This is a genomic window from Dysosmobacter sp. (assembly GCF_034093755.1).
GTDB lineage: Bacteria > Bacillota > Clostridia > Oscillospirales > Oscillospiraceae > Oscillibacter.
Window position 1 is genome coordinate 23,578 of the sequence record NZ_JAXEBZ010000007.1, and the last position, 20,223, is coordinate 43,800.

The window sequence follows — 20,223 nt, forward strand, 5'->3', positions numbered from 1 at the left end:
CGGTTATTTCATCCGTTCACCAGGGCCACCGCCACGTCATTGACGTTGGTGCCGGTGGGGCCGGTGATGATCAGGCCCTCCGCCTTTTCCAGGGCGTGGTAGGCATCGTTGTCCTGCAGTACGTCGTAAATCCGGAGGCCCTGCCGCCGCAGCTCCCCGGCGGTGTCTCCGTCCACCATGCCGCCGGCGGCGTCGGTGGGGCCGTCGGTGCCGTCGGAGCCTACGGAAAGCACCAGGGCGTCCAGCCCCTCAATGCCCTCCGCCGCCGCCAGGGCCAGCTCCTGAGTCCGGCCGCCCTTGCCGCTGCCGGTGAGCCGCACCACCGTCTCGCCGCCGGCCAGAAACGCCAGGCGGCGGCCCTGTCCGGCGTGGGTGCGGACCATGGAGGCCAGGAAGGACCCGGCCTCCCGGGCCTGACAGCACAGCCGGTCCGTCAGCATCAGCGGCTCGTAACCCAGGGCGCGGCACTCCTCCGCCGCGGCGGCGCACAGCTCCCGGACGCTGCCGGTGATGACGCTCTCCACGTTGTCCGCCTGCTTGGGGGTCTCCCGGGCCAGCAGCTCCCGGGCCAGGGGGCTGAGCCGCAGGCCGTACTTCTCCGCCACCGCCTTCGCCTCCGCGCAGGTGGAGCGGTCGGCGCAGGCGGGGCCGGAGGCGATCATGTCCAGCGGGTCCCCCAGAATGTCGCTGAGGACGATGGACACCACATGGGCCGGCCGGCACAGCTGGGCGAACCGGCCGCCCTTCACGGCGGAGAGCCGCTTGCGGATGGTGTTCATCTCCACAATGTCCGCCCCGGAGGCCAGCAGCTGGCCCGTGATGTCCTGCAGCTCCTCCGGCGGCAGCAGAGGCCGCTCAAACAGGGCGCTGCCGCCGCCGGACAGGAGAAACAGCACCGTGTCCTCCGCCGTCAGGCCCGTCACCGCGTCAATGGCGGCCTCCGTGGCCCGGAAGGAGTTCTCATCCGGCACCGGATGGCCCGCCTCATAGCACACAAGGCCGGGGATGTCGCCCTTTCCGTGGCCGTACTTGGTCACCACCACGCCGCCGCTGACGCGGACGCACTCCGCCGCCGTGCGGGCCATCTGCCACGCCGCCTTGCCGGCGGCCACCAGCACCACCCTGCCGGAGAATTCCCGGCCCTCCAGCGCCCGGCGCACCGCCTCGTCCGGCAGCACCGCCCCAATGGCCCGGTCCACAATCCGCCGGCCGTCCCGGCGCAGCTTGTCATTCATATTTCCGCCCTCCTGTCCTGTTTTTTCGCATTATTTTTCACCTTACCACACCCGGCGGCCCGCCGCAAGCCCTCCTTGACTTTTTCCCCGCCGCCCCTTACACTGGATTCACCGGGGGCTTCGCTCCCCATTTCTCACAGATTTGGAAAGAGGACTGCCATGAAGCTTCGTTTTGTAAAAGCCAATCCCTGCGGAAACACCACCATTTTCATTCTGGACCCGGTGCCCCGGGCGCGGCGCTCCGCCGTGGCCGCCGCCGTCATGGCCCACGGCAGCGTCACCGCCGAGCAGGTGGGCTTCATCTTCCCGGACCCGGCCGGCGGATACCGCATGGAGATGGCCGGCGGAGAGTTCTGCGGCAACGCCTCCCGCAGCTTCGCCGCCTGGCTGCAGCTGTGCCCCGGCGGCGGGGAGCCCCGGGACTTCACCCCCGCCCAGGCGGACCGGGTGATCCGGGTCTCCGGCGCGGAGGAACCCCTGACGGCTCACGTCCGCAGTCTGGGCCGGGACAACGCCTGCTATGTCTCCGTGGCCATGCCCCTGCCGGAGCGCATCCTCACCGGCGAGGACGGGTGGTTCGGGAATTACAGTCTGGTGATCTTCCCCGGCATCAGCCATCTGGTGCTGTGGAGCCGGGAACACCGGGAGGAGGACGTGGAGCGGGCCAAGGAATTTCTGGCCCGGTTCGGCCCGGTGCCGGAGGCCTTCGGGCTGATGTACTACGACGAGGCGGACCGCTTCCTGCGGCCGCTGGTGTATGTGGAGGAGCCCCGCACCCTGGTGTGGGAAAACAGCTGCGGCTCCGGCTCCTCCGCCCTGGCCGCCGCCATCGCCCACCGGCAGGGCGGCTCCGTGGAGGGTCTGGCCATCCGCCAGCCCGGCGGGGAGCTGACGGTGTCCGTGGACTGGCAGGAGGGAATCCGGGAGCTGGTGCTGGGAGGCGAAATCGCCCTCAGCGTGTTCGGAACCCTGTATATCTGAAAAGAAGGACGGCCCCGGGGGCCGTCCTTCTTTTTCGTTATCGGCCCAGGGCCGCCAGCAGTCCCCGGACCCGCTCCGGGTCCGTCATGGAGAACTGGTCCTCCGGCAGGTACAGGGGGCTGCCGAAGTGGATGTCCGGATTGTTCCGGCAGGAGGGGTCGGCGCACTTCCGGCCCGCCGAGCCGTGAATCTGGGTGCAGCCCGTCAGGGCCGCCACCCTGGCGGCGTTGTTGGGGCGGATGCCGCCGCCGGCCAGAATCTGGATGCGGTCCCCCGCCCGCTCCACCATCTCCCGCAGGGTCTCCGCCCCCAGCAGGGCGGAGGGGGCCTGTCCGCTGGTGAGAACCCGGGTGATGCCCAGCTCCATCAGGGTGTCCAGGGCCTCCCGCCAGTCGGGGGTCACGTCCATGGCCCGGTGGAACACCGTCTCGGCGCCCCCGGCGGCCTCCTTCAGAATGCGGCAGCGCTCCGCGTCCACGGTGCCGTCGGGGTGCAGCACGCCGAACACCACACCTGCCGCGCCGGCGTTCACCAGCGCCTCCACGTCCTTCACCATGCCGGCGAACTCCCGCGCCGTGTAGCAGAAGCCTCCCTCCCGGGGCCGCACCATGGCCATGATGGGGATGCCCGCCTCCCTGGCCACCAGCACCTCCCCCAGCGTGGGGGTCAGTCCCCCCAGAAACATGGCGGCGTTCAGCTCCACCCGGTCCGCGCCGGCGGCTCTGGCCTCGAACACGTCGTCCGCCGAGCCGCAGCAGATTTCCACTTTGATGGGTTTCATTGTTCCCGCTCCTTTCCCCATTGGTTTCTGCCCTCATCATAGCCCATCCCGGCGGAAAAAGCAAACCCGGCGGAGCATCCGCCGGGTTTTGTCAGCTGTCCCGCCGGTTCACCGTCAGGAACAGGATTACCGCCCCCGCCAGGGCCATGCCCACGCCGGAGGCCAGCATGGTTCTCACGCCGAAGTACTGCAGCAGCTGCCCGCCGGCGAAGTTGCCCGCCGCGCAGCCCAGGGTATAGGCGGCGGTGATGAAGGCCTGGCCCTTCACCATGTCCTCCCGGCCCACCCGGGCATTGGCATAGTACAGCTGGGTGGGGGACAGGAAGGCGTAGGTGGTGGCCTGCAGCAGCTCGATGGCGTAGATGGCGGGAACGCTGGGCGCCAGAAGCAGCAGTACCGCCTTGACCACAAAGCTCACCGCCGCCGTTTTCAGCAGCCGGACGTCCCCCAGGCGGCGGTGCAGCCGGTCGAACCACAGCAGCACCGGCAGCTCCACCCAGGTGGCGATGAACAGCGCCACGCCCACGCTGCCGCTGTCGCCTCCCAGGGGCCGCACCACCTCAATGAGGTAGTTCTCCGTCATGGCGTGGAACATGGCCAGCAGCGTCACGCCCGTCAGGGACACGCAGTACCACCGGTAGCGCCGGACGAACACCCCCAACGAGCAGCTCTCCGTCCGCTGCCGCTCCGCCGCTGCGGCCTCCACCGGCGGGTAGCCCGCCACGATCAGGGCGTTGAGCGCCAGCAGCACCACAGAGATCCAGATCATCCAGCCGGCGCCCAGGCGGGACATGGCGCCGCCCACCGCCAGCGCCGCCCCGGAAAAGGCCAGGGAGCCCATGCCCCGGCCGAAGCCGTAATTCACCGGCCGGCCGGCGGCGTTGCAGGCCACGCTGATGGCGTTCATCAGGGGGATCATGGCGTCGGTGGCGAACACCCCCAGCAGATACAGCGCCCCGAAGGCCCACCGGGGCAGCGCCAGCAGCTCCGGCACCGCGAAGCACACCGCCGCCGAGAGCGTCAGCCCCAGCGTCATGCGGAACACCGTCCTTCCGCGGCCGTGGTCCGCCCGGGCCGCCAGCAGGGGCTGGGCGGTGCAGGACAGCAGATTTCCGGCGGCCAGCAGCACCCCCACCTGGCCGGCGGAAAAGCCCTTGGCCAGCAGGTAGGCGCTGGCAAAGCTCACCACCCCCGCCACCGCCGCCCAGTAGGCCATCTGATGCAGGGAATACCGGAATGTCAGGGACCGATTCACAGATGTCACCTCCGCAGAAATTCTTACTGCCGCATTATAAATCAACGGTGGCGGTTTCTGAATGGAATATGTTATATTATACTTGTCATTTTGTTCACAGGAGGTGCCCCGATGCCTGACGCCCCTTATTTCCGCTGCCGGCTGCAGAACCAGGTGTCCGTGACGGAGCTGGTGACCATCCACTACTTTGAATACGGCCGCACCTATGTCTACCCCGGCGAGCGCCACGATTTCTGGGAGATCATGTACATGGACCGGGGAAGCGTCCGGGTGACCTGCGGCGAGCAGGCCCACCTGCTGTCCCGGGGAGAGCTGATTCTGCTGCCGCCCAACGTGTTTCACGATCTGCACACCGTGGCGGACACACCCTCCAACATGTTCATCGTGTCCTTCAGCGAGGAGAACGGCGCCCTGGCGCCGCTGGGCGGGCGGATCCTGCGGCTCACCGCCGCCGCGCGGGACCTGATCCGGGACATTCTCCGGCTGGGGGAGGCCACCTTCCTCCTGCCCATGACCCGGGCGGACCGCCGGCGGCTCCAGCGGCTGCCGGACGCCCCCTTCGGCGGGGAGCAGCTGCTGCGGCTGCGGCTGGAGGAGCTGCTGATTCTGCTGCTGCTGCGGCAGGACGCCTCCCACCGCAGCAGTGCCGCCAAGGCCCGGTATGACGACGACATCGCCGGCCGGGTGATGGCGCTGCTGAAGGAGAACGTGTACCGCCGGCTGACCCTGTCGGACGTCACCGCCGCCATGGGCTACGGAAAAACATACCTCTCCAATGTGTTTCAGCGGGTCTACGGCCGCAGCATCATGGACTGCTACACCCAGCTGAAGCTGAACGAGGCGAAGTTCCTGCTGCGGCAGGGGTCCATGACCGTCTCCCAGATCTCCGACTGCCTGGGCTTCAGTTCGCCCCAATATTTCTCCAAACGGTTCAGCCAGGTGATGCACATGTCCCCCCGGCAATATGCCAGCTCCGTCCGGGAGGACTGGACCACCACGGTGGAATAGGCAAAAAGCCTCCCGGAAGCAAAAGCTTCCGGGAGGCTTGAGACTGTTTTTACGCCGTCAGGGCGGCAATGACGCAGAACATCAGCAGACTGATCACCGTCAGCACGGAGCAGACGCCGGAGGCCATGGCGGCGTCCTCCTCCGTCCGGCCCAGGCCGGGGGCCACGAAGCTGCCGGGCAGGAAGCAGTACAGCAGCATCGCCCAGCGAGTCAGGGCCTCCACGGAGGGCAGCAGGCACAGCACCCCCTGAATCACCAGACAGTACACGCTGAACAGGACGAAGTGAATGACGCTGATCCGGGCCACCGCCTGCCGGGCCTCCGCCCCCAGGGAGAAGCTGTAGCCCACGCTGAAGAGGATCACGGCGCTGACCGGCTGGGCCAGAAAACCCGTGACGGCGGTGAGAATGCTCAGCGCCCCCACCCGGTCCAGCGCGGCGGCGGCGCCGGTGAGGTTCAGCCCCAGGCCCAGCAGCGCCATCACCAGCAGCGGTGAGCGGACCACCTGCCCCGCAATGGCGGAGCGGGAGGGCTTCTCCATGGGCGGCGCCGCCAGAATGGCGATGGTGGAAATGGCCAGAGGCGCCTGGGCCACATTCAGAATGCCCACCCGGTAGGCCTCCCCCGCCCCGAACAGCGTCACAAACAGGGGGATGCCCAGCATTCCCGTCTCCTGGGCGGCAAACAGCATGGGCAGATTGTGATAGGGGAAGCGCTTCCGCCGGGCCCGGTAGGCCCACAGCGTGCTGAGGCACAGCGGCGGCAGCACCAGCGCCATGGACAGCACGGATTCCGCTCCGAAGTCCGCCGTCAGGCAGGAGTTGAACAGCACGCAGGGCAGGCCGAACTTCATCACGAACTGCCGCAGGCCCTCGTTTCCCTCCCTGCTGATCAGCTGGCGCCGCCGGGCATACGCCCCCAGCACAATGGCGGTAAAGATCGGCGCCGCCACCGTCAGCACGCCCATGATTGTTTCCATTCCGTTTCCTCCCCGGTTTCGACAAATTGCGTTTCCGGACCATTTTATCACCGCCGCTGCCGCCGCGCAAGCGGAAAAACACCGTTTCCCGCAGACAGGCGGCCTTGCCATGCCGGTTCCGGTGTGGTATATATACCATAGAACCAACGGTTCCGGCGGAGCGTCCGCCGCTTTTGAAAAAGGAGGAACTCATGATGCTGAACGTCACTTCCACCCCCAACGCCCCGGCGGCTATCGGCCCCTATTCCCAGGCCGTGGCAGCCAACGGCTTCCTGTTCACCTCCGGCCAGATCGGCCTGATCCCCGAAACCGGCGCCGCGGCCGGCGACACCATCGAGGCCCAGGCGGAGCAGGCCTGCCGCAACGTGCAGGCCATTCTGGAGGCCAACGGCATCGGCTTTGACCGGGTGGTAAAAACCACCTGCTTCCTGGCGGACATGAACGATTTCGCCGCCTTCAACGCCGTGTACGCAAAATACTTTGTCAACAACCCCGCCCGGTCCTGCGTGGCCGTCCGGACGCTGCCCAAGGGCCTGCTGTGCGAAATTGAAGCGGTGGCGGCCCTGTGAGCCGCGGCGCCATTGAGATCACGGACCTGTCCGACCCCCGGCTGGATGTGTTCGCCCGGCTGACGGAGGCGCAGCTGCGCAGCCGTCTGGAGCCGGAAAAGGGCATTTTCATCGCCGAAAGCCCCAAGGTCATCCACCGGGCGCTGGACGCGGGATACCAGCCGGTGTCGCTGCTGATGGGCCGCAAGCATCTCACCGGGCAGGGGGCTTCCGTTCTGGCCCGCTGCCCGGACACGCCAGTGTACACCGCCGACGATGAGCTCCTCTCCGCCCTCACCGGCTACCCCCTGACCCGGGGCGTGCTGTGCGCCATGCGGCGGCGCCGGCTGCCCACGGTGGAGGAGCTGTGCGCCCCGGGGCGGCGGGTGGCGGTGCTGGAGAACATTGTGGACCCCACCAACGTGGGGGCCATCTTCCGCTCCGCGGCGGCCCTGGGCATGGACGCCGTGCTGGTGACCCCCACCTGCTGCGACCCGCTGTACCGCCGGGCGGTGCGGGTCAGCATGGGCACTGTGTTCCAGATCCCCTGGACCGTCATCGGCGATTCCCCCGCCGACTGGCCGGAGGCGGGCCTGGCCCGGCTCCGGGCCCTGGGCTTCCGCACCGCCGCCATGGCCCTCAGCGACGATTCCGTGCCCATGGACGACCCCCGGCTGCGGGGCGAGGAGCGTCTGGCAGTGGTGCTGGGCACCGAGGGCGACGGCCTTGCCCGCCGCACCATCGCGGACTGCGACTACACCGTCCGCATCCCCATGGAGCGGGGGGTGGACTCCCTCAACGTGGCCGCTGCCAGCGCCGTGGCCTTCTACCAGCTCCGGCTCCGCTGAATCGGGCCTCTTCCTCCGGGAAGAGGCTTTTTCACGTCCGCCGCGCCGCCCGAAAAAGAACGCAGTCTCTCATTTTCTGTGACGGGAATTTCCCAGTTTTCCGGAACAGCCGGCTTCCTCCCCGGTATTCCGACAACTTTTTACAGCCAGGCCGTCATTTTTTATGACCCCTCTATTGCATTTTTCTGTTAATCTATGTTAATCTATTGATGCAGGCAGCATACTGTCTGCAGAAAGCGGGGACAGGCGGATGCAGCTATCTGACAAGCTGAATTTTCTCATGCAGATCACCCAGACCACCAACAAGGAACTGGCGGCGGAGCTGTCCGTGGACCGCTCCCTCATCAGCCTGCTGCGCAACGGCAAGCGGGGCCTGCCCCGGAAGCGGGACCTGGTGAAAAAGATGGCCCTGTTTTTCGCCCGCCGCTGCACGGCGGAGTTTCAGCGCCACGCCCTGTCCGAAATGCTGGGGCAATCGTCCCTCCGCTCCGACATGCCGCCGGAGGTGCTGGCGGAGCATCTGGAAAAGTGGCTCACCAACGAGCCTGACATTGTGGTGCAGATGATGGACAGCATGGCCGGCCAGTCCGTCCACGCCGGGGTCCGGAGGTCCCGGGACATTTCCCCGCCCTCCTCCGGCAAAACCGAATTCTTTTACGGCGAGGCCGGCCGCCGGGAGGCCATGCGCCGGGTACTGGAAACCACGCGGGAAATGGACGCTCCCGGCTCCTTTCTGGTGGCTTCCGACGAAAATCTGGACTGGCTGCTGTCTGACTACTCCCTGACCCTGCAGGTTCAGGCGGAACTGATCCGGATCATTGAAGCGGGCTTCACCTTCCACCAGATCATGCCCGCCATGAACTTCACCGCCCGGTACACTGAGGCGCTGCAGTTCTGGCTGCCGCTGTACAACACCGGGAAAATCCACGTCCACTACTACCCCCGCCTGCGGGACAATCTGTACCTTCTCTCCACCACCGTCATCCCCGGCCGCTGTGTCCAGTTCTCCACCAGCATCGGCATGAAGGGCGGCGGCATCACCCTCTTTTCCACGGACCCGGAGGTGGTACAGGCCTATACGGAGCTGTTTCAGGATCACCTGGCCCTGTGCCGTCCGGCGCTGATGGCCCACACGGACCCCGGGGCGTCCATGCCGCAGTTTCTGAAATTCTTCTCCGCCCCGGGCCTCACCGTTCAGATGGTGAATCCCCTGTCCATCAGCTCCGCTCCCCGCCTCCTGCTGGAGCGCAGCATCCGGGACGCCGGAAATCCTGGGTGGGAGTCTGTGTTCCGCACGTATCTCCAGGAGATTCCCCGGTTTGAGGAGCGGCTGCGCCAGGGTCCCTTCATCGACATGGCGCGGCTGTCCACCCCGGCGGAGATCCGGAGCGGCCAGGTTTTTGTAGGCTCTCCCAACGCCACTTATCCGGGCCATCCCCGCTACACGCCAGAGACATACGTCCTTCATCTGAAGAACATTCTGCGGCTGATGGACACCTATGAGAACTACGTTTTCCTGCCCATCCTGGAAAGCGTTCCGCCGGAGTACAACCTGTTTGTCAACGAAAGCGGCATCGCCCTGCTGGTCTGCACCGCCGCGCCGTTCCTGATGCTGGAGCTGCGCCGGCCGGAGCTGGTGATGGCCTGCAAGGAACACCTGCTGCGCAAGGCGGAGCGCAGCGGCTATGACGGCATCCAGCGCACCAAGATCCGCATGGAACTCAACGCCCTGATCCGGGAGCTGCAGGGCTGACCGCCGCAAACGCAGAAAAAGGACACGACGCAAGTCGTGTCCTTTCTTTTTTGGCAGAGCGGAAGTCCGCCTGCCGCCGCCGGGCGGAATCTTTACGCAATCTGAACAAATTTGCAATTTTTCGCAAAACTTAACGGGAAATAAACGGTCAAAACAGATATTTCCAAAATGTTTTTTCGTGGAAAGTGTGAAAAATGAAACGTTCGATATAATTTGACAAATGCGGTGCCGGGCGCGTATTAGACTGAACGCAGAAAGGGTACGGCGAGAAAGTATGCGGCCGTTCCCCGCAGAGAATCATGAAAAGGAGGATCTGTTATGCTAACCGTTGAACTCAATATGTACCATGGCGTCGCCCTGGGGGCGTTCCTGTTCTGGCTGGGCGGCATGATCACCGACAAGGTATCGCTGCTCAATCGCTACTGTATTCCTGCTCCGCTGGTGGGCGGATTGTGCTTCTCCATTCTCAACTGTATTCTCTATTCTGCCGGCATTGCCTCCATCTCCTTTGATGCCACGCTGCAGACCGTCTTTATGATCATGTTCTTCACCACGGTCGGCTTCACAGTCAGCATTCCCACCCTGCTCAAGGGCGGCAAGGCCGTGATCCTGTGCCTGCTCGTCTCCATTGTGATGATCCCGCTGCAGAATTTTCTCGGCGGCGGCGTGATGCAGCTGTTTGGACAGGATCCTCTGCTGGGCATCGGCTGCGGCTCCATCGCGCTCATCGGCGGCCCCGGCACCGCGGCGGCATTCGGGCCGGATCTCGAGGCGGCAGGCGCGGTTGGCGGCAGCGTTGTTTCCATCGCGGCGGCCACCTTCGGCCTTGTGGCCGGTTCGCTGATCGGCGGTCCGACGGCGCGGCGCCTCATTGAAAAGTATGACTTGCGCCCCGCGGCGGCTGTGGCCGGCAGCGCACCGGGCGCCGGCCTTGCCGCCGAGGCCGCAGGCGAGGACGAGAGCTTCCTCACCGACAGCCCCCGCTTTATCAAGGGCTTCATGCTGCTTTTGCTGGCGGTGGGCGTCGGCAGCCAGGTCAGCGTTTGGCTCAAGGCCCTGACCGGACTGACGTTCCCAGCGTACATCGGTGCCATGCTGGTCGCCGTGGTTGTCCGCAACGCAATGGACAGCATGCAGGTCGAGTACCCCGCCGAGGAAATCGACACCATGGGCAATATGTTCCTCTCCATCTTCCTCGCCATGGCCCTGGCAGGGCTGAAGCTCTGGGAGCTGATCGATCTTGCTCTGCCGATGATCGTCTGCCTGCTGCTCCAGTGCGTCATCATGTTCCTGTTTACCTACTTTGTGGTGTTCAATGTCATGGGCCGCAACTATGACGCGGCGGTCATGACCGCCGGCTTCGTGGGCTTTGGCATGGGCGCCACCTCCAACGCGATGGCCAATATGCAGGTCGTGACCAGAAAGTACGGCCCGTCGCCGGTGGCCTACTTTGCCATCCCCATGGTCGGCGGTATGTTCATTGACTTCTTCAACGCCGTCTTCATTGCCGCGAACATTGGCTGGTGGGCATAGTGAGGTGCGGATATGAGTTTCCTGTTTGATAGTTTCCGCGCGGTTACATGGCAGCAATGCGTAATGTACCTCGTAGGTTTCGCACTGATCTGGCTTGCCATTCAGAAAGACTATGAACCCGCTCTGCTGCTGCCCATGGGCTTCGGCGCGATCCTCGTGAACCTGCCCTTCTCCGGCGTTCTGAACCAGATGGTGGCGGGCGTGGGCGAGAGCCAGGGCATCATCCAGTGGCTGTTTGAAATCACGATTGAGGCCAGCGAGGCACTGCCGCTGCTGCTGTTCATCGGCATCGGCGCCATGATCGACTTCGGCCCGCTGCTCTCCAACCCGAAGATGTTTCTCTTCGGCGCCGCCGCGCAGTTCGGCATCTTCTTCGCCATGACCGCCGCAGTGCTGCTGGGCTTTGACCTTGCCGACGCCGCCTCCATCGGCATCATCGGTGCGGCCGACGGCCCCACCTCCATTCTGGTCTCCCAGACGCTGCACTCGAAGTACATCGGCCCCATCGCGGTGGCGGCGTATTCCTACATGGCGCTTGTGCCGATTATTCAGCCGGTGGCCATCAGGCTGGTCACAACCAAAAAAGACCGCCGCGTCCGTATGCCCTATAGTCCCAGGAACGTCTCCCGTTCCCTGCGCATCTGCTTCCCGATCCTCGTCACCATCATCGCGGGCTTCATCGCGCCGATGTCCGTCTCCCTCGTCGGCTTTCTGATGTTCGGCAACCTCCTGCGGGAGTGCGGCCGGCTCGACCGCCTGAGCGAGACCGCTCAGAACGCGCTGGCAAACCTCATCACGCTGCTGCTGGGCATCACGATCTCCTTTTCCATGCGCGCCGAAGCCTTCGTCAACCTCGACACGATCATCATCATGGGCCTCGGCCTGGTCGCCTTCGTGTTCGACTCCATCGCCGGCGTGATGTTCGCCAAGCTCCTCAACCTTTTCTGCAAAAACAAGGTCAATCCGATGGTGGGCGCGGCGGGAATCTCAGCCTTCCCCATGTCCGCCCGGGTCATTGAGAAGATGGGCTTCGAGGCCGACCCGCAGAACCACCTGCTCATGCACGCCGTCGGCGCCAACGTGGCCGGGCAGATCGCCAGTGTCCTTGCGGGCGGTATGCTTCTGAACCTTGTCCCGCAGCTTCTGTGATAAGGAGGATTTTGAAATGACTGCTCTCGGAGCCTCTCTGACCATCATGTGGCAGGGGATGCTGGGTATTTTCGCCGTGATGGGACTCATCACGATCATTGTGACGCTTTTCGCCAGATTCAGCAAATAAGTCAGCACCCTGACAGCCGCCAGGCAGCGCGGAACCCAAAATGCCTCGCTTTTTGCCTGCCGCGCAGTCCAAAAAGCTGCCGCTGCGCTACGCAAGCTTTTTGCAGGCATTCGATTCCACACGAGGGGGCTCCCGCCCCCGCGGACTCCCCCGGCGAAACGGAGCCCTTTTTCTCCAGGCAGAGGTTTTTTGACAAGCTGAAAAAGGAAGACACGACTTGCGTCGTGTCTTCCTTTTCAGTATACCTGAAGAAGCCTGAACTCCCGGACGCCAACGGATTCAGGGATCGCAGTCCGCGGTGCTTTCCGGCCGCGCCTGCCCGGGAACGCCCCGCTCCCTTGCCGTCAGTTTCCCGAGATAGAACAGCAGCGCCTTTTCGGTGTCGCCGCTGTTCTCCGCGAATTCCACCTCCGCGATATTGAACAGGATGCAGCCGCAGTGGCCCCGGAACGTGGGAAAGCAGACGATTTTTAAATAGGTATCGATCTCGGGGCTGTAATCGATGATCTCCAGCATCTCGCCGTAAAGCGCGGCGCGCTCATAGCTGCGCAGCCACTTGGAATCCATATTGCTGAACAGGCTCCCGAAGGAGCTGCCGATCAGCCGCTCCAGCGGGATCTTCTCCAGGGCTGACAGCGCGGGATTGCCGTACCGGAAGATCCAGTCCACGGCGTGCCGTTCCTCGTCAAAGATCATTTCAATGTCCGCGAAGGCGAAGGGGAGGCTGTCGAAGCAGCGGTAATGGTCGTGGTAATCCGCCGCTGTCATGCGGGCGCTGTCCCGCTCAAAGACGCGGAGCATGTGCTGCTGCTTTGCGCGGAACTGGTCCATGATCTCTTTTTTCTTCCGCTTGGTGTACTCCAGCGTCTCGCCGTTGATGAGATCGATGGCGTCGGTAATGTCGTGGATGGCCATGACGGAGACAAGGCAGCCCCGGTGCACCTTGATGAAGCTGTCGCCCAGGTCGCGTTCCAGCTCGCTGAGGGTGGCCTTTGTCTCATATACCCTGCCGCTGGAAACGTGGATTTCCGTTTTCCTTCCCAGCGACAGGACATAGAGGATCGTGCTGACGCCCAGCACGATCCTTTTTCTGTTGGAGATGATGGTGATGCTTTTTGACGCTTGCAATGGGAGTCTCCTTTTGCACGTTTGATGAATTTTTATTCATTGTATCACAATCCCGGCAGAAAGCAAGGGCGGGACGCGTCCTGTTTTCCGAAAACGGCAGGCGCCGGAAAAGGCGGGAATCTGTCATTCGCACCGGTTAAATGTCGTTTCAGACACGGTTGATTGACATCCCCGTTTCCCGCGGCGCATAATTACAAAAAACGAATCGCAGTTCGGTATCGGAGCGGGGAGGTGACCGATTGGGAAACTTTATGCCGCAGGAAAAGCGGGCCGCGATCCGTCCGGCAGTGCTCCGCAGCGCGGCACTGCTTTTTTTGACGGATGGCCGCGCGAAGAACCCCATCTCCCGGCAGACGGTCCGGACCGTGACCGATGCCCCGGAGACCGGATGAACAGAACCAATTCCGGCGAGGTCCCCTCGCCGTGGGCCGCGGGACGCCCCGCCGCCTTTTCCAAAGTAAAATCTTTTTCCCAGAAAGGAGCAACCCCATGAAACAGACCGCGAAAAAACTGCTGAGCTCGGTCCTCGTCCTGGCGATGGTGCTGTCCCTGCTGCCCGCCGCGCTGGTCCCCACGGCGCAGGCGGCAGGCGGCGCGTCGTCCTCCGGCACCAACGAATTCGGCTTTAAAACCGATGTGCCGGACAGCTTCGATCCCGATGACGGCGCCCATCCCTTCGGCAGCCAGGGCTCCGATGACCGGGTCAACCTGATGCCGGTCAGGGAGATCGGCATCACGGAGGCTGACGGGTCCAACAACTACACCCGGATCCTGGACAACATGAGCACGACCCTGTTCTCCTCCTCGTCCGGCTCCGACAGGTTCCTGTATGTGAACGGCGTGGCCTATGACCCCACCGGCTCCGGGCGGGATGACCATGTGTTCTGTTACGGTCCGGTCCAGGGCAACACCAACATCATTTCCATGCAGGACCGCAGCTACGAGAACGGCAGTGCGGGCCAGGTATACACCAGGAACCTGTCCGCGTCCTCCGGCAACGAATACGCCTATTCGTGGATGACGGAGGCTCGTCCGTACAACGCGGAAGGCTACCTCCCCATCGCCGCCGGCGACTTTGACGGCGACGGCAGGGAGACCGTGGTTCTGCTGGACCCGGAGTACACGAAGCTCTGTCTGCGGGAGTATAACATTAAAGAGGGGTACGGCCTGGATTATCTCTCCTACTACGATATCGGCAACAATGTCTCCTACAGCAAGGGAACCCTCAACACGATCCAGAATCTGGACAGCGGCAGCGACAAAAACAAAAAGGCCCGCAACACCCCCTCCATCCATCTGGCGGCAGGCGACCTTGACGGCGACGGCGCCGACGAGCTGGTGGTCACCGTCTCTCTGGGCGACATGTACAAAGAGGGCGGCACCTGGAACCGCGGCTCCAGAGTCCTGGTTCTGGAGCGCAGCGGCTCCGGCTGGTCCCAGAAGAGCAGCCGGCAGTTTGACAGCGTGGGCAGCAGCAAGGTCCTGCGCTCGGCGGCCAGCGTGGTGGGCGACATCGACGGCGACGGAACCAACGAGATTCTCACCGTGGGCGTCGGCTCCAATGACCATGAGGACAACGACGATTATGAATTCGGCGACTATTACTGCATCCTCATGAAATACTCCAACGGCTCCCTGTCCCAGTGGGGGAGCTGCACCCTGACGCGGAAAACCACAGACCGGGAAAAAGACACCGTGGAGTATATGGCGCCCCTCTCCGTGGGTCTGGTGCGGTTCAACGGCATCGGCACCACGCCCTATCTCTTTGTCCGCGGCGAAATCTATCAGTACAACGGCGGCACCTATGACTGGTACGATGCCAGCACCGGCATGATGGGCAGCCAGAAGATCGTCCGCCAGCCCATCGTCGGAAACTTCGACGGCAACAACAGAGGCCAGGAGCAGGTGCTCTTCGTAATGGCCACCGGCACCGGCACCCCCACCATCGGCTGCTACTATAACAGCCGGTCCGACGGCTCGCTGAGCCTGTCCAGCCGGACATACTCCACCAGCGGCTCCAACGCCGGCCGCGTGGCGCTGACCGCCGCCGACGCCGACACCAACGACGGCATGGTCGCGCGGTTTGAGAGCAAGACCTACGAATTTGTGGACCCTGAGGTCATGGCGGTTCTGCTGGCCACGCCCTATTTCGAGGACCTGTATGACGAGTACGAAAACCTGGGCGCCACCGGCTTCGGCAAGGCCACCGGCACCGAGACCGCCGTTTCCAGCGGCGCCAGCAACCGGGCCGGCGCCTATGTGTCCTTTGAGCAGGACATCTCCGCCTTCGGCCTGGTGGACGTGGCCTCCGTGGAGATGGAGACCGCCTACGAGTACGAGTGGTCCAATTCCGTGGAGATGACCACCTCTTACGAGACGTCCATTGAATACGAGGCGGGCAGCGGCAGCAATCAGGTGGTCATGATCTGCACCCCGGTCATCGTGTACCATTACAGCATCCTGGGCCAGAACGGCAGCTCCCTCACCCCCATGGACATCAGCGTGGCGCAGAAGCCCAGCTATTCCATCATGCCCCTGGAGGACTACAACGAGATCGCGGAGCGGCTGGACAAGGCCATCATCGACAACAGCAGCGTCACCGGCATCGAGCCGGGCCAGCCCCTCAGCTATCCCAAGTCCGCGATGGAGATCGACTGCGTCAGCGGCACCTTCGCCACCACCGGCAGCACCGTCACCGCCGGCTACGGCAACGCCATCGTGGGGCAGTCCATCGAACAGGGGGAAGGCACCACCGTCACCCAGGAGTACTCCCACAGCATTGATGCCAAGGCCGGCGGCGGCGTCCTCGGCTTCAAGGTGGGCGGCACCTACGGCCACAGCTGGACCAGCGGCACCAGCGTCACCAACACCAGCAGCGTCACCCGTTCCGGCTCCGTGGCCAACATCCCCGCCGGGAACAAGGATTACAGCCTGACCTGGCAGTTTGCCACCTGGGACATCACCATCGGCGAGGGAAAGAACCAGTACACCGTTCCCGTCATGGGCTATCTGGTTCCCGAGGCCCACCAGCCCCCCAGCGTTCCCGTGGACCTGACCGCCACGCCCTACACCACCAGCGTGACTTTGGACTGGCAGCCCGGCTACGCCTCCGCCGTCAAGTACGAGATCTACCGCTACATCCCGGACGATACCGCCAAGCAGTATTATCTGGTGGGCACCGTGGACGGCACCGCGACTTCCTTCACCTGCGAGGGGCTGAACCCCGCCACCCGCTATTACTTCTCCATCCGCGCCGTTGGCGAAAACGGGCTGTGCTCCAGATACGCCAATCCGGTGATGGTGACCACCAGCTCTGAGCAGGGGCTGCCCCAGATTCTGACCCAGCCCAGGGATCAGAGCGTCCCCGTGGGGGAAAAGGCCACCTTCTCCACAAACGCCATTCCCGCCGCCAGCAACGGCAATATCGGCTATACCTGGCAGTCCCGGGAAAACAGCCGGAGCCCGTGGACAACCATTGAGGGTGCGGAGAGCAGAAGCCTGACCCTGTCCAATGTGGATGAGGACATGGACGGCACCCAGTACCGCTGCATGATCTCCGAGCTGGGAGGCGGCGAGAATCCCTCCTTTGTCTACACCAGTACCGCCACGCTGTCGGTGGGCAAATACGGCACCGCGACGCAGCTGACTCTGTCCTCCGCCAGCGGCAGCGCGGATCACACCCGGGAAAACAAAAACCAGGTGTACCGGGAAGTGGACGCCACCGTGACGGTGGACAGCACGACCTACACCAAATACAACAACATTTACAGCCGTACCAGCGGCACGATCCCGTATGTGTACCGGGCGAATACGGAAGCCTGCTATCTGTACGACGGCACGGACCTGACTCCCCTGACCGCCCTGGGTGATTGGGTGACAGATGAAGCCGGCACTGTCGTCGCCGCGCGCGCCATGGAGCAGGAGACGGCGGAGGTCTTCCCTTCCGCTGAAGCCTCTGAGTCCGCGGAGTGCAGGGTCTTCACGGCCGACGTGTATTCCGTGACCGCGGCCGACGGCGAAGGCGGAAACACGGTCAGCGGCCCGGTTGCGCAAACACTGTATGCATACAATTCCAGCTATTATCCCGGTACCGAAAGCGGCGGCCGGATCATTCTGGACTCCCAGCCGCTGACGGCGGCCGACGCTGTTGACAGCTCCACACCGGCAGGCACCTATTACCTGAGCGGCTCCCTCCGCCCTGTGGACTCCGACATTCCGGTGACCGAGATCGCGGACACCGGCACCACCATCCCGGGAACCGACGAAAACGGCAATCCCATCACCGTTCCCGTCTATGCCGCCTACAATGTCTACACCCTTTTCTCCGACGGCAGCAGGATTTATGGAAAGGACGGCACGTTCTTCACCAAGGGCGAAAGCGGCTACACTGCCGCCGACGACTTTTACGGCACCTCCGGCCTGTACGGCCTTGCCGCGGGAAGCGGAGCCGACAGGACCGTTTCCAGCATGGTGCAGGCCGGTCCGGTTGTGACCGAGACGAAGATTTTTGAGGAGCCGTACTACACCCCCGTCTCCGGCGAGCCGCTCACCCTGACCGCCGCGGTCACCACGGTCAACAACACGCCCGGCAGCGGCAGGGTGACCTTCCAGATCACCAACACCGCCACCGGTGCCGTCACCACCCTGACGGATGACACGGATTCCGCCGGCAGGGCCTCCGTCACCTGGACGCCCTCCGCCGCGGCTGTGTACTCCATCAAAGCCGTGTACTCCGGCAGCGACACCATGCAGCCCTCCTCCAGCGACACCGCCTCCTATTACGCGCTGGCGTCGGAGACGGCCGTCTCCTGCTACGAGATCCTGCTCAGGGGCGAGCTGCTGTACGGCAACTCCATTGTCCCCTCCCTGCGGCAGTGGTCCTCCACCGGCGCCTCCACCGACGTCTCGTCCGCCGTGTTCAAACTGTACCGGCACAACGGCACGGAGTTCCAACCCGTCCCGTCCGCATGGTACCAGAACTACATTCTGACGCCCGGCCAGTACCGGGCAGACGCCCTTGTGAATGACGAAGTGGCGGCCCAGAGGGTGTTCACGGTCAGCAAGCGGCCCATCATCATCTCCGCGCCGCAGATCGGCCCCATTTCCGAGGGAACACCCGTGGACCTGAAGGACTATGTGGATGAAATCATGGTCACGGAGGCCGACGGGGCGACGGAATATCCGCTGGCGGACGCCTTTATGGAGCTGTTCACGCTGTCCGGCGTCCCCGCATACCCGGTCAGCGGCAAATATGACATCTCCGTGGCCTATAACAGCTCCGGCAGTGATACCGCCATTCTGAACAGCTTCCGGGCGTGGTACTCCCCCGCCTTCCAGAAGAGCATCCTCGCCGTCAACGCCGAGGCGGTGGACATCCGCTTCTCCGCCGGGGAGAACGGCACCGTGACCGGCTACGAGCTGGGAGATTCCACCACCGCCGTTATCACGTCTCCCCACTCCGTCTCCAGGGGCAGCACCGTGCTCTTCGTCCCCTCCTCCGCAACGGCCGGCTTCGCTGTCTCCAGGTGGACCATTGACGGCGTAACCGTCACCCGGGAAGCCATGGACGCCGGCGTCTTTGCCAAGTACGGCACCGTGTCCGTGGACGGTGACAACCGGCTGCAGGTCAGCGGCGTCCGGCAGAGCATGGAGGTGAAGGCGGAGTTCTCCAATGTGCTCCATACCCTCAGCTTCTCCGGCTCCGACGGCGGCAGCGTCACCGCCGTCCAGGGAAGCACGGCTCTCAGCAGCCCGTCCGCCGTGGTGGAGGGCAGCTCTGTCACCCTGACCGCCGCGCCCGACGAGGGCAAAGTGATCCTCTGCTGGAACGTCTCCCGCGGCGGCGGGTCCCCGGAGCGGCAGAAGAACCCCGACGGCACCGATTACACCGGCACCACCCTGACTCTGGACAGCATGGACGCCGACATCAGCGTCTATGTGCAGTTCATCTACGGCCAGCAGTTCCACGTGACGTACAGCGCCGTGGACGAAAGCGGCAATTCCGCCGACGGTCTGGTAACCATTGCCGCCGACGGTCTGGACGAAAACGGCGATGCCCCCAAGGGCTCCGCCGTCAGACTGACCGCCGACGTCCGGCCCGGCACCGCCATCCAGCGCTGGGAGGTCAGCACCAACGGCGGCGACTGGGAGGTCAGGGCCGAAAGCACGCCGGAGTTCACGATCTACAGCCTCCAGGGCCATCTGCGGATCCGGGCGGTGGTCCGGACAAGCTCCGCCAGCTACACGGTGAGCTACGGCTTCCAGGGCGGCAGCCCCAACAGTGACGGCACCGACAAGGCCGGCACCCTCACCGCCTGCACCGGCGGCACGGAGATTGCCTCCGGCAGCTCCTGCGTCGCTTACTCCTCCCTCGTTTTCACCTACGAGGAAGCCGAAGCCTATGAATTCGCGGGCTGGAATGTGACCGGCGCGCAGGGTACGGCCTCCTCCGACGGCACGACCCATACCTACACCATTTCCTCCCTGAACGCCGACGTCAGCGTGACGGCAACGGTTCAGAAGAAGCCGCGGGTCAGCGTGGACAGCAGGATCGGGAACGGCTCCGTTTCTGTCTCCTATCAGCTGAAGGGCGAGCCCGCGGAGCCCTCTGCCAACGGCTACGTCTACGCCGGCACCGTGGCCGCCGTCACCGCGTCGCCCAATCCGGGCTACGTGGTGGAGAGCATCAACGGCGACACCGGCGTCAACAACCGCGCCAACGGTGAGAAATCCAAGGCATTCACCGTCAACGGCAACACCGTGTTCACCGCCGCCTTTACGGCCAAGCCCATCCTGACCATCGACCTGAATGACTACGGCACCGTCCGGGCGGACGGCACCAGGGACGGCGGCTCCTTCTCCATCCGGAGCGGCAGCAGCTACCTGGACTTCGGCA

14 protein-coding genes are annotated in these 20,223 nt (G+C 64.1%); 9 read left to right on the forward strand and 5 right to left on the reverse strand.

The annotated features are described in order from the left end of the window. Window positions 1–8 precede the first annotated feature (8 nt). Window positions 9–1,235 carry a glycerate kinase type-2 family protein gene (locus SOX55_RS00510; RefSeq protein ID WP_325285475.1) on the reverse strand — a complete coding sequence of 409 codons (1,227 nt, stop codon included), beginning with the start codon at window positions 1,233–1,235 and terminating at the stop codon, window positions 9–11. A gap of 159 nt (window positions 1,236–1,394) precedes the next feature. Here SOX55_RS00510 and SOX55_RS00515 point away from each other — a divergent pair, with 159 nt between their 5' ends. Then, window positions 1,395–2,216 carry a hypothetical protein gene (locus SOX55_RS00515; RefSeq protein WP_325285476.1) on the forward strand — a complete coding sequence of 274 codons (822 nt, stop codon included), beginning with the start codon at window positions 1,395–1,397 and terminating at the stop codon, window positions 2,214–2,216. 37 nt (window positions 2,217–2,253) lie between these two features. Here SOX55_RS00515 and SOX55_RS00520 read toward each other — a convergent pair whose 3' ends face one another. Both SOX55_RS00520 and SOX55_RS00525 read right to left on the reverse strand, forming a co-directional pair. Then, window positions 2,254–2,997, reverse strand: a complete 744-nt coding sequence (locus SOX55_RS00520; RefSeq protein ID WP_325285477.1) for a copper homeostasis protein CutC — start codon at window positions 2,995–2,997, stop codon at window positions 2,254–2,256. A 91-nt stretch (window positions 2,998–3,088) separates the two neighbouring features. Continuing rightward, the gene (locus tag SOX55_RS00525) at window positions 3,089–4,252 is read right to left on the reverse strand and encodes an MFS transporter (RefSeq protein ID WP_325285478.1); all 1,164 of its coding nucleotides are present in this window, start codon (window positions 4,250–4,252) and stop codon (window positions 3,089–3,091) included. A 111-nt stretch (window positions 4,253–4,363) separates the two neighbouring features. On the opposite strand from SOX55_RS00525, the gene SOX55_RS00530 reads away from it, so the two are divergent. Then, window positions 4,364–5,260, forward strand: coding sequence for a helix-turn-helix transcriptional regulator (locus SOX55_RS00530; RefSeq protein WP_325285479.1), 897 nt, complete (start codon window positions 4,364–4,366; stop codon window positions 5,258–5,260). A gap of 49 nt (window positions 5,261–5,309) precedes the next feature. Here the strand turns inward: SOX55_RS00530 and SOX55_RS00535 are convergent, their stop codons facing one another. Further along, on the reverse strand, window positions 5,310–6,239 hold the full coding sequence (locus tag SOX55_RS00535) for an AEC family transporter (RefSeq protein WP_325285480.1): 930 nt from the start codon (window positions 6,237–6,239) through the stop codon (window positions 5,310–5,312). 194 nt (window positions 6,240–6,433) lie between these two features. Between SOX55_RS00535 and SOX55_RS00540 the strand changes: the two genes are divergently transcribed. The 6 genes from SOX55_RS00540 to SOX55_RS00565 all read left to right on the forward strand — a co-directional run bounded on the left by SOX55_RS00540 (window position 6,434) and on the right by SOX55_RS00565 (window position 12,200). Beyond that, window positions 6,434–6,808 carry a RidA family protein gene (locus SOX55_RS00540; protein ID WP_325285488.1) on the forward strand — a complete coding sequence of 125 codons (375 nt, stop codon included), beginning with the start codon at window positions 6,434–6,436 and terminating at the stop codon, window positions 6,806–6,808. Continuing rightward, entirely contained in the window at window positions 6,805–7,635 is an 831-nt protein-coding gene (locus tag SOX55_RS00545) for a TrmH family RNA methyltransferase (protein WP_325285481.1), read from the forward strand. The genes SOX55_RS00540 and SOX55_RS00545 overlap by 4 nt, the downstream gene beginning before the upstream one ends. Before the next feature lie 250 nt (window positions 7,636–7,885). Further along, window positions 7,886–9,388 carry a hypothetical protein gene (locus tag SOX55_RS00550; RefSeq protein ID WP_325285482.1) on the forward strand — a complete coding sequence of 501 codons (1,503 nt, stop codon included), beginning with the start codon at window positions 7,886–7,888 and terminating at the stop codon, window positions 9,386–9,388. 318 nt (window positions 9,389–9,706) lie between these two features. Further along, a complete protein-coding gene (gene gltS, locus SOX55_RS00555) occupies window positions 9,707–10,921 on the forward strand; it encodes a sodium/glutamate symporter (RefSeq protein WP_325285483.1) in 1,215 nt (404 codons plus the stop codon). A 12-nt stretch (window positions 10,922–10,933) separates the two neighbouring features. Continuing rightward, window positions 10,934–12,070: a sodium ion-translocating decarboxylase subunit beta gene (locus SOX55_RS00560; protein WP_325285484.1), complete on the forward strand. Its 1,137-nt coding sequence runs from the start codon at window positions 10,934–10,936 to the stop codon at window positions 12,068–12,070. 16 nt (window positions 12,071–12,086) lie between these two features. After that, on the forward strand, window positions 12,087–12,200 hold the full coding sequence (locus SOX55_RS00565; protein WP_325285485.1) for a sodium pump decarboxylase gamma subunit: 114 nt from the start codon (window positions 12,087–12,089) through the stop codon (window positions 12,198–12,200). A 279-nt stretch (window positions 12,201–12,479) separates the two neighbouring features. Here SOX55_RS00565 and SOX55_RS00570 read toward each other — a convergent pair whose 3' ends face one another. Further along, complete coding sequence (locus SOX55_RS00570; protein WP_325285486.1) at window positions 12,480–13,328, reverse strand: LytTR family transcriptional regulator DNA-binding domain-containing protein; 849 nt, start codon at window positions 13,326–13,328, stop codon at window positions 12,480–12,482. 489 nt (window positions 13,329–13,817) lie between these two features. Here SOX55_RS00570 and SOX55_RS00575 point away from each other — a divergent pair. Then, window positions 13,818–20,223: Ig-like domain repeat protein (locus SOX55_RS00575; RefSeq protein ID WP_325285487.1), on the forward strand; the 6,406-nt coding region annotated here is incomplete at its 3' end.